Source organism: Streptomyces sp. NPDC058877 (assembly GCF_042742855.1).
GTDB lineage: Bacteria > Actinomycetota > Actinomycetes > Streptomycetales > Streptomycetaceae > Streptomyces.
In genome coordinates this window covers 36,379-45,931 of record NZ_JBHYMF010000046.1, presented here as the reverse complement: position 1 = coordinate 45,931, position 9,553 = coordinate 36,379, and the positions used below count along the sequence as shown (strand labels likewise).

Here is a 9,553-nt window from a genome sequence, read left to right as displayed (position 1 = left end):
CGGCAGAGCAACGCGTCCGGGGTCTTGCCCTTGGCCCAGGCGCCGGTGAAGGCGATTCCGGCCGCGTACTCCCCGACCGCGCACTGGCCCTTGTAGTTGCCCGGAGCGAACTCCCCGCCGGGCTCGCCGGCCGGACGGTCGTCGCCGCGGTCGAACCAGACGGTGCGGCCGGTCACCGGCAGGGGGCGGGCGGCAGGGGCGCAGAGGACGGCGGAGACGGCCTGCCCGCGCACGCTGTAGCCGGTCATGAGCTGGTCGCGCGGGCACTGGAGCTTGGTGTAGCCCCCGGCCCAGTCGCCTTCCCTGACGTGGCGCTCGTCGGTCACCACCGTGAAGCCGCCGGCCCCGTCGACGAGCCGGGCGGCTCCGGCATCCGTGCACAGGCCGCGGCCGTCGCGGTGGGCGAGGCCGATGAGCCGCTCTCCGTCGGGGCAGACTCCCTTGCGGGCACCGCGGTCCCAGTCGCCCAGAGAGCGGGTGCGGAGCGACTGCACCGCGTCAGCGTGGTCGAGGTTCAGCATGTCCCAGACGTCGGCCGCCGGCACGGGGCCGGTGAGCCCGGGCGCGGTGACGAGTCGGCGCCAGTCCGGGGCGCGCCAGTCGTCGCCGTCGAGGATGCCGGAGCGCCGGCCTTCGGAGTCGTAGTCGAGGAGCTTCCAGCGCCCGTGGCCGGTGTGGCCGACGAGGGGCCAGTAGGCGAAGTCGGTGTCGTTCTCGATCAGGTAGTCGACGAAGCGGCCGAACCAGGCCCGCGCCTGGGGATTCGTCTCGTCCGCCCCGATGCCGAACTCGCTGATCCACACCGGGGCGGTGTAGTGCCGGCCGGTGTCGGCGGCGACGAAGAACGCCTGACGGCGCAGGGTCTCGAAGAGCTCGTCGCGGGAGAACTCCTGATAGCGCCAGTCATGGGTCTCGCCGGTGCCGGTGGCGCCGGTGTGCTGCGGACCCGTGTAGCCGTAGAAGTGCGCCGAGTAGACGAGCTTGTTCGAGGCGACGAGGGTGTGCGAGAGCGTGCGGGCGGGTTCGAGGGTCGGCCGCCAGTGGAAGAGCCCGTCGGCGGGAATGCCCTGCCAGTTGATGCCCTCGACGATGACCAGGAGGTCGGGGTTGACCTCGGTGAGGAGGCGGTCGCCGAGGCGCTGGGTGGCCGTCCACCAGTCGTGACCGTCGCCCCAACCCCAGTTGGCGTCATCGGTGATGGTGCGTCGGACCTCGTTGTAGAGGTCGGCGCCGACGACCCGCTTGTTGTCCTTGTAGCGTTTGGCGAGGAACAGCCAGTCGTTCTCCCACTGGGCGGTGGACTGGCTGGTGTTCCAGCGCTCGTTGCCGTCCAGGGCGCAGCACCAACGGGACGTGTTGGTGTGGTCGTTGAGGACGACGGCGAAGCCCTCGGCGGTGGTCGCCGCGATGACCGCGTCGAAGGCCTGGAGCGGGGTCTTGCCGCGCAGCTGCGGGTTGGCCGCGACTGCCGCGTCGGGGACGGGGCGCTGGTCGTGCAGCATCTCGTTGGAGAACGGCAGGCGGATGCTGTTGATGCCGAGGGCGTGGAAGTCGGCGAGGATGTCGGAGAGGGGAGCGCGGTCGAGGCCGAGGGGGAGCTGGTCGGACTTCTCGCCGTCGTGGTGGCGGGCGGGGTCGGTGCGGTCGCCCGAACCGTCCCAGGAGCCCTGTGCACCGTGCCAGTTGGCCGACTTGAGCTTGAACCGGTCGCCGTTCGCGTCGATGACGTAGCGCCCCTGGGTGCGGAGCGGGGGCTGCCAGGTGTCGGCGAGGGCCGGGATGACCGGCGCTTCCCCGGAGGCGGGGGCTGCGGGTGCCGCCGTGGTTCCGGCGGCCAGGAGGGCCGCGGCGAGCGCGGCCCCCAGGAGTGTCCTCTTCACGGTGTCCTTCGGATGGGTTCGGGTGGGTGGGGTCCGTCAGCCTGCGGAGGGACCGGTCCAGTCGGCGGGGACATGAGCGAGCCGGACCCGCTGGGGGTGGTCGCCGACCTCGACGCTCGCCACCCGCTGGCCGGTGGCGAAGTCGATGGCCGTGACCCGGTCGGCACCGCTCTCGGAGATGACGCAGGACCGGCCGTCGCCGCTGACCGTTGCCCAGTACGGCTTGGCGGCCGGGACGAGCGGCCCCTCCTGGAGGCTGGCACGGTCGACCACGGTGGCGTAGTCGTCCATCGTCCCGGCGACGCAGAGCTTGTCTCCGGCCGGGCTGACGGAGAGGCCGTGGTGACGGGAGTCGTTGACCCAGGTGGTGCGGTCGGGGTCGGTCGTCGGGCTGCCCGGGAGGTTCTTGAGCCGGGTGATGCGGTCGGCGTCCACGTCGTACTCGAGGAATCCGTTGAGGAAGGAGACCTGGAAGTAGATCTTCTTCTCGTCGGGGGTGAAGACGAGGGGCCGGACGGCGTCGGAGAGGTCCCCGCGCCCGAAGGCGTCGAGGCGGGGGCGCATGTCGATGACGCGGACGGTCTCGAAGGTGCGCGCGTCGACGACGGTGATCTTCCGGTCGCCCTTGGTCCAGTCGAGCCAAGGGGCGTCGAGGGCCGTGGTGACCTCTCCGATCGACATGTTCCACAACAGGCCGTCGGAGGTGAAGACGTTCTCGTGGGGCTTGTCGCCGGTCTTGAAGGAGCCGAGCTGGCGCCCCGTGGCGACGTCCAGGACGTGGACGGTGTTCGCGGTGGAGGCGGAGACCGCGACCCGGGTTCCGTCGGGCGAGACCGCCATGTGGTCGGCGCGGTAACCGGACACGGGGAAGCGCCAGTTGATCCGTCCGGTCCGGAGGTCGACGGAGACGACGTCGGCGAAGCTGGGGCGGGAGACGACCATGGCGGAGCCATCGGGAGTCGCGTACATGTCGTCGACGAACTGGTCGTGCCCCTCCCCTGGCCCACTGCGGATGCCCAGGAAGAAGGCGAGTTTGACCGGGTTCAGATGGATCTCGCGCAGGCGCTCCGCCTTGTCGGGGATCACGTTGACCCGGCCGATGCGGTGGAGGTCGCCCCGGTCGGCGATGACGTCGGCCGTGCCGTCCCAGTTGTTGCCGACGAACATGACCTGCTGGAGGTCGGCCGGGGAGGGGACGGCGTCCGGCACGACGGCCGCACCCGCCCCGGCGGACGCGGCGACGAGGGCCAGTGCTGCCGCGAAGGCCCCGAGGCAGCGGCGGGTCCCGGACGTGCGAGGAGAGGGCATGGGGGTCCTTCTTCCGTGGCGCAACGAAGACTTACCGGAGGTAACCACGGGTGTGTCGCGCCCACAAGCCCTTGTCGCGCCCCGCTTCCGGCCATGTCCGGCCCGGCCTCCGGGCATGACCGACACCCCCTCGCGCCAGGAGGTCCCCCGGTGCGGGACCATGGAACCCGGAACGCAGAAGGGACGGAGCGGACGATGAGGCACCGCAGTGTCGCCGATCTGATGACGCCCACCGCAGTCGCGGTACAGCGCGGGACGTCGTTCAAGGAGATCGCGCGGCTCCTCGACGAATACGGTGTCACCGCCGTCCCGGTGGTCGACGAGGAGGACCGGCCCGTGGGCGTCGTCTCCGAGGCCGACCTGTTGCGGCGGCACACCACGAAGGGGGGGGCGAGCACCGCCGAGGGCATGATGTCGAGCCCCGTCGTGACGGCCCGTCCCTCCTGGACGGCGATCGAGGCGGCCCGCCTGATGGAACGGCACCGCGTGAAGCGGTTGCCGGTCGTGGACGCGGAGGGCCGGCTGATCGGGGTGCTGAGCCGGAGCGACCTGCTCAGGATGTTCCTGCGGAGGGACCGTTCGATCCAGGAGGAGATCCGCGAGGACGTGTTCGTCCGCATCCTGCACCTCTCGCCCTCGGCCGTGCACATCGACGTCGACGAGGGCCGGGTGACCCTGAGCGGCAGGCTGGAGCGCCCCGACCTCGGCCCGACCCTGGTCCGCCTGTGCGAGACGGTCGAGGGAGTGGTGGAGGTCGTGGACCGGTTGGCATACGGGCAGGAGGACGAAACCCCGGAACGGTAGGCAGGAGGGGAAGGGCGTCTCGCTGCGGAAGGGCTTGCGGCACCGCGCGGACGACGGGCTCTCGCGGCACCGGGCGGACGACGACGGGCCGGTGAAGGCCCGGCCGCGAATCCCACGGGCTCCCTTCCCCCGAAGCATGCCCGGAGGACCCGTCGGGAGCCGCAGGGAGGGTGCGGCGGAGGGTCACCGCCTCACGGCTCTCCCCGTCGGACTCCCGACTCGGGGGGCGGTCCGGTCAGGAGACCGCCTCCGGCCAGCCGTACCCCGGGCCGGTGCGCTGGGGCAGGGTCCCGGCTCCCACGGCCTCCATCTCGCGGTTGGCCTCCCGCATGAGCTTGCCCGCCAGGTCCTTCATCGCCCGGCTCGCGGCAAGTTCGTCGCCGATCACCGGCACGTCCACGTCCGCCGGGTTGCAGCGGGCGGAGCCGTGGCCCGTGAGGGTCGAGGTGCCCGTGGTCAGCCTGGCCTCGGCCTTCGTCCTGCCGTCCTCCTCGACCAGTTCCAGGCCGACCGTCCACTCCTGCGTGCGGGTCATGGTCCGCCTCCTCCCGTCGACGGGCCGCGCAGAACAGGGGCGCGGCCCCTTCCACACCTCCAGGATCCACCGTCGGGGGTGGAAGCGCGCGGGGGAACGGGGTCTACGGCGCGCGGAAGAGACGGGGGAAGCGGGGGGCGAGCCAGGGCCTGCGGCCCCAGCCGAGCGCCCTGCCGCGGAGGATCACCGGCCACGGGTCGACCCGCCCGAGGCCGAGCAGGAGGAAGGCCACGGGCTCGATGAGGATCGTGCAGTCGGGCCGGTCCGGCAGCTCGTCGTCGACCCGGAGCAGGCCGTCGGAGACGGTGACTCCGAATCCCGGTCCGCCACGGAGCCGTACGGCGAAGGTCGCGGTCAACCCCGCAACGGCGACCGGAACGGTCACGCGGGGCATCACCTCCCTCATGAACGGCAGGGTGAGCACGGCCCGATCGGCATCGAGCATGTGGGGGCGCCCCAGCGCGAGCGCCAGGTCATAGCCGTGGCCGAGCATGTGGGTCAACAGGTAGGAACCGAGGACGGCCGGGGTCATGGGACCCAGCGGGGTGTCGAGGAACCCACCCGGGTCGCGGCCCTCGACCCGGCGAAGGAACTCCGCGGCCTGCGCCGTGATCATCTCGGCGAGGGGGCCGGGAGCGCGCTCCGCGAACCCGGCGAGGGCACGTTCGTTGGCCTCGGCCAGGCTACCGGGGGTGCCGTCGCCGTAGGGGCGCTCGTGGCCTGCGGCCAGATCGGCCATGAGGGCGTTCGCGAGCGCGAGATGGGCGGCGGACTCCCCAACGGTCCAGAAGGACCGGGGCACCGGCAGCCGACCGGCGGCTCCGGGCTCCGGCACCGTGCGCAACACCGTTGCGATGTCCTCGGCCGTCTCCCGTATCGCCTCGGCAAGTCCCGCGGGAAGCATCCCGCCCGTCCGCCACGCCATGGCCCGCCCCTCCTGACGCCGACCGCTCCCGGGCGGAGCACCGGCCAGGGCAGGGACCGTACCAGCGAGTAGCTTCCTTGGTCCCGCTCGCGGCGGAAACCGGGGCCCGGATGAGGACGGCGGTCCACAACCGGGCAGCCCGCGCCCGTCGGTCGAGCCCGGCCTCCACGGTGCGCCGCGGGCCCTGCCGACCGGGGCCTGCCACGGGCGGGCGGGTACGAGCGGCGGGCATGAGCGGCGGATGCGAGCCGACCGCGGACGGTGGTCGCGCTCCCGCCGAACCGCTCCTGCTATAAACCCCACCATGATCTACCACGTTGTCACGCCCGCCGACTGGTCCGCCCGGCCGGAGGAGCCGTACGCCCCGGCGTCCTTGGCGGAGGAGGGCTTCGTCCACTGCTCGCCCGACGCGCCGACGACGCTCGCCGTCGTCAACGCCTTCTACCGCACCGTCTCCCGACCGCTCCTGGTGCTCGTCCTCGACGAGGACCGGATCGCCGCCAGGACGGAGTGGGAGGCGGCCGTGCCGTCCCCTCCGCCGGGCGTACCGGAGGGGACACTCTTCCCGCACGTGTTCGGTCCGATCGAGCGCGACGCGGTCGACCGGGTCCTGGAGGTCGTCTGGGACGAGGACGGTCGGGCCACGGGGACGACGGGAACCCTCTGACCGGGCGCACGCTGCCACCGGGGCGCCGATCGCAGCCGAGGTGGGGCAGGACGGCGCGCCTCGGACGGCGGGCACCCGCCCCGGACGGGTTCACACGGCGGGACCCCGGTCCGGGACCGGCCGGTTCACCGCTTCGGCGGGACCCCGTCACGGGATTCTCGCGGGCTCGGCCCGCCGGTGGCAGGGCCGCGGTCGGCCCGCCCACCGGGCTCCGGGGCGGACGGGCGGACCGGGGAGGGGGCTCCCCCGCCCCCCTCGTGCGCCCCGCCGCGCGTGTGCCGTCCTCCTCGTTCTCGGCTAGAACCGTGAGCACGGGGTGCCCTCCGGCCGGCCGGAGGGCGGTCCCCGGCGCCACGCGCCGCCCACCCACCGGGAGGAAGTCGATGATCAGCCGTCGCCGTGTGCTCAGCGGAACCCTCACCGCGGCAGCCGTGCCGTTCCTCGCCCCCGGGGGGTCCCTGGCCCGCGCGGCGGAACCGCCCCACCGCGACGCCCCCCACCGCGCACGGGCCGCCGCACCCGGCGCCTTCACCATGGCCATGCCGGTCCCGCCCGTGCTTCGCCCCACGTCCTCGGCGGGCGGAGTGGACTACTACGAGGTGACCGTCCGCAGGGCGACCGCCGAAATCCTCCCGGGCACCGCCACTCACGTCCTGACCTACGACGGCCACTTCCCCGGCCCGGTGATCCGTGCCCGTTCCGGACGCCGGCTCCTGGTCCGGCACCACAACGACCTCGACCGGCCCGTCGCCGTCCACCTCCACGGCGCGAGCGCTCCGCCCGAGTGCGACGGCAACCCGATGGACGCCTTCGCCCCCGGCACCTCGCGGACCTACATCTACCCCAATCGACAGCCGCACGCCTCGCTCTGGTTCCACGACCACGCCCACCACCTGGAGGCCGAACACGTCTACCGCGGTTTGTCCGGCACCTATCTGCTGACGGACGAGATCGAGGAGCGCCTCCCCCTGCCCCGGGGCCGGTACGACGTCCCCGTCACGATCCGCGACGCCCGCTTCGACGAGCACGGACAGCTGGCGTACGCCCTGGGCGACCGGAACCGCACCACCGTCCTGGCCAACGGCAGGGTGACCCCCTACTTCGAGGTCGCGGCGCGCAAGTACCGCTTCCGCCTCCTCAACGGCGCCAACCTGCGCACCTTCTCCCTGAGCCTCTCCGACGGCACCCCGCTCATCCAGGTGGCCTCGGACGGCGGCCTGCTGGAGCGTCCCGTGCCCCTGCCCGTCCTCACCCTCTCACCGGGCGAACGCGCCGACGTGGTCATCGACTTCTCCCGCCACCCGATCGGCACTCGACTGGTCCTCAGGAACACCGGGCCGGGGCTCCCCGAGCAGACCGGTCAGGTGCTCCGCTTCGACGTCACCCACACCGCCGCCGACCCCAGCAGCGTTCCCCGGGTGCTGCGCGCCCTGCCGCCGGTCACCGCCCTGCCCGCCGCGAGCGTCACCCGCGACATCGCGCTCGCCATGGACGAGGACGGTCGGCCGGAGCCCCGTGGATTCATCAACGGACGGACCTACGAGCCCGGCCGCATCGACACCACCGTGGGGTTCGGGACCTCCGAGATCTGGAACGTCACCAACACCAACGCGCGCGCTCCGCACAACTTCCACCTGCACCTCGTCCAGTTCCGCGTGCTCGAACGCGGCGGACGCCCCCCGGCCCCCGCCGAAACGGGTCTGAAGGACACGGTGCGGGTCATGCCGGGCGAGACCGTGCGGCTGCACATCACGTTCGACGGCTACCGGGGCGACTACGTGTACCACTGCCACATGCTCGACCACTCGGCCATGGGCATGATGGCCAACCTCCGGGTGCGCTGACCCCGGGGCAGCCGCCGTGGCGCGGCTCGGCGCCGGCCGGGGACCCCACCGGGTCGTCCGCGGGCCGCAGTCGCACCCTCGCCGGGGCCTGCCGGCCGCCCCGCCCACCGTCGCGGCCCCCTGCCCTCCCCGTTGCTCTCCACGGGAAGCAGCCCGAGCAGGGCCCGGTGGGCCACGGGGCGCCGCGTCACGCGTGCCACGGCTCCAGGACGCTCCAGGTGCCCCCGGCCGCCTCGAAGACCCACTCCGAGTCCTCGAAGACCTCCTGCCGGCTGCGCGGAGGAAGGCCTCCGAAGCGCTCGGCACACAGGTCGACCTGCATCAGGCCGTCGAACCGGGTGAACTGCGGAGGGTCGTAGAGCACCCCTGCGGGAGCCCCGGAACTCTCGTCGATCCGGAACCGCTTCACGTCGACCAGGTCCAGACACACGGGCTCCCACCGCAGGGCCTCGCCCACCACCCGGGCGTCGATCACCAGCCTCACGACCCGCCCCCGCGGTTCCCGCCCGAAGTCCTGATCGACGATCACCCGGCGGATGCCCGCATCGTGGAACTCGTACCGTGCCAGCAGCGCCGCGATCCCCTCCGCGGTCAACTCGAACGGCCCAAGCCTCCGAGACGGTACCGGTGCTTTGAAACCCACTGCGCTCCTTCGTCGGGGCACCCATCGTAGGAGGAACGGCAGACCGGCACGGCGCGGCAGACCGCGGACGCCCGGAGCACCGGTACGACTCGGCCCGAAGCAGCACCGTCCGTGCTCGCGCAGCCCCCTGGCGGAGGAGCCCCCCGCCGACCCGACCCTCCTGGCGGCACGCTCGACGGCGTACGAGACCGGCCCCCGACCACGTCCGCCCTGCCCTGCCCTGCCACCACGACTGGCTGACGCACCGCCGGGGAAGTCACCACCGGGTCAGCATCGGTACCGGCGGAAGGGGCCCGCCGCACCACGACGTCCACACGGTCCGCGAAACGGGCATCACGCAACCGAAAGCGAAAAGGCCGCTCCTTCTCGCCCGCGCCGCACAAGTGGTCGACAAAACGAAGCAACGAGCGAGGCGGCCCATGGCCAACGGATGCGGATCCGGCCAAACAGCCCTCGCTTTCAGGGCTCTTTCCTGACCGGCGCGTGAAGTTAACCCCATAAAAACTTTGCTTGTCTATGGTGTTCTTGACCAGCCATTGACCATCTATTGATTTTAGCCATAGGCGTGAATCTGCCGAAAGGGATGGGTGTGCTGCAAGCCACGACGCCCCAGAGCGCGTCGCCGCCCTGCGTCGTCCTGCTGCCCGTGCCCCCGCTCCTCGTCACTTCCGCCTCCTTCACGCACGTGCACACGCTTCGCCACCCCGCCGTTGGTGACCGGGCCGGGGCAACTCCGCCCGACCCGGAGCCGCGCGGCGAGACTTTGACGGTTCCGGCCCGTCCGGCCTGGGGTGCCCCGATCGGGCCGCCCCGGGCCCATGACCGTCAGCGTGTGGACGCGCACACCCCCGGGCCGGCTGACCGGTCGCCGACGACCTCGGACCGAGGACCGGTGGCCGGACTCGACGAACCCGTGCCCAGCGCCGCGCACGGCCGCGCGTCGACCA

At 72.5% G+C, this 9,553-nt stretch carries 8 protein-coding genes; 3 read left to right on the top strand and 5 right to left on the bottom strand.

The features are described from left to right. Both ACFW2Y_RS14005 and ACFW2Y_RS14000 read right to left on the bottom strand, forming a co-directional pair. On the bottom strand, positions 1-1,880 hold a 1,880-nt coding region (locus ACFW2Y_RS14005), incomplete at its 3' end, for a glycoside hydrolase family 5 protein (protein WP_384877586.1). Between the two features lie 36 nt (positions 1,881-1,916). After that, positions 1,917-3,188 carry a YncE family protein gene (locus tag ACFW2Y_RS14000; RefSeq protein ID WP_384877583.1) on the bottom strand — a complete coding sequence of 424 codons (1,272 nt, stop codon included), beginning with the start codon at positions 3,186-3,188 and terminating at the stop codon, positions 1,917-1,919. Positions 3,189-3,383: 195 nt separating this feature from the next. Between ACFW2Y_RS14000 and ACFW2Y_RS13995 the strand changes: the two genes are divergently transcribed. After that, positions 3,384-3,992: a CBS domain-containing protein gene (locus ACFW2Y_RS13995; protein ID WP_384877580.1), complete on the top strand. Its 609-nt coding sequence runs from the start codon at positions 3,384-3,386 to the stop codon at positions 3,990-3,992. Positions 3,993-4,227: 235 nt separating this feature from the next. Here ACFW2Y_RS13995 and ACFW2Y_RS13990 read toward each other — a convergent pair whose 3' ends face one another. Both ACFW2Y_RS13990 and ACFW2Y_RS13985 read right to left on the bottom strand, forming a co-directional pair. Then, the gene (locus ACFW2Y_RS13990) at positions 4,228-4,527 is read right to left on the bottom strand and encodes a DUF1876 domain-containing protein (RefSeq protein WP_384877577.1); all 300 of its coding nucleotides are present in this window, start codon (positions 4,525-4,527) and stop codon (positions 4,228-4,230) included. Positions 4,528-4,630: 103 nt separating this feature from the next. Further along, on the bottom strand, positions 4,631-5,452 hold the full coding sequence (locus tag ACFW2Y_RS13985) for a maleylpyruvate isomerase family mycothiol-dependent enzyme (protein ID WP_384877574.1): 822 nt from the start codon (positions 5,450-5,452) through the stop codon (positions 4,631-4,633). A gap of 304 nt (positions 5,453-5,756) precedes the next feature. Between ACFW2Y_RS13985 and ACFW2Y_RS13980 the strand changes: the two genes are divergently transcribed. After that, positions 5,757-6,119, top strand: a complete 363-nt coding sequence (locus tag ACFW2Y_RS13980; RefSeq protein WP_384877571.1) for a DUF952 domain-containing protein — start codon at positions 5,757-5,759, stop codon at positions 6,117-6,119. 383 nt (positions 6,120-6,502) lie between these two features. Next, positions 6,503-7,963, top strand: coding sequence for a multicopper oxidase family protein (locus ACFW2Y_RS13975; protein ID WP_384877568.1), 1,461 nt, complete (start codon positions 6,503-6,505; stop codon positions 7,961-7,963). A gap of 187 nt (positions 7,964-8,150) precedes the next feature. Here ACFW2Y_RS13975 and ACFW2Y_RS13970 read toward each other — a convergent pair whose 3' ends face one another. Then, a complete protein-coding gene (locus ACFW2Y_RS13970) occupies positions 8,151-8,558 on the bottom strand; it encodes a hypothetical protein (RefSeq protein WP_384877565.1) in 408 nt (135 codons plus the stop codon). Positions 8,559-9,553: the final 995 nt, after the last annotated feature.

Coding starts and splice junctions, on each gene's coding strand:
- ACFW2Y_RS13985 (WP_384877574.1), bottom strand. CDS start 5,452: ATGGCGTGGCGGACGGGCGGGATGCTTCCCGCGGGACTTGCCGAGGCG.
- ACFW2Y_RS13995 (WP_384877580.1), top strand. CDS start 3,384: ATGAGGCACCGCAGTGTCGCCGATCTGATGACGCCCACCGCAGTCGCG.
- ACFW2Y_RS13975 (WP_384877568.1), top strand. CDS start 6,503: ATGATCAGCCGTCGCCGTGTGCTCAGCGGAACCCTCACCGCGGCAGCC.
- ACFW2Y_RS13990 (WP_384877577.1), bottom strand. CDS start 4,527: ATGACCCGCACGCAGGAGTGGACGGTCGGCCTGGAACTGGTCGAGGAG.
- ACFW2Y_RS14000 (WP_384877583.1), bottom strand. CDS start 3,188: ATGCCCTCTCCTCGCACGTCCGGGACCCGCCGCTGCCTCGGGGCCTTC.
- ACFW2Y_RS13980 (WP_384877571.1), top strand. CDS start 5,757: ATGATCTACCACGTTGTCACGCCCGCCGACTGGTCCGCCCGGCCGGAG.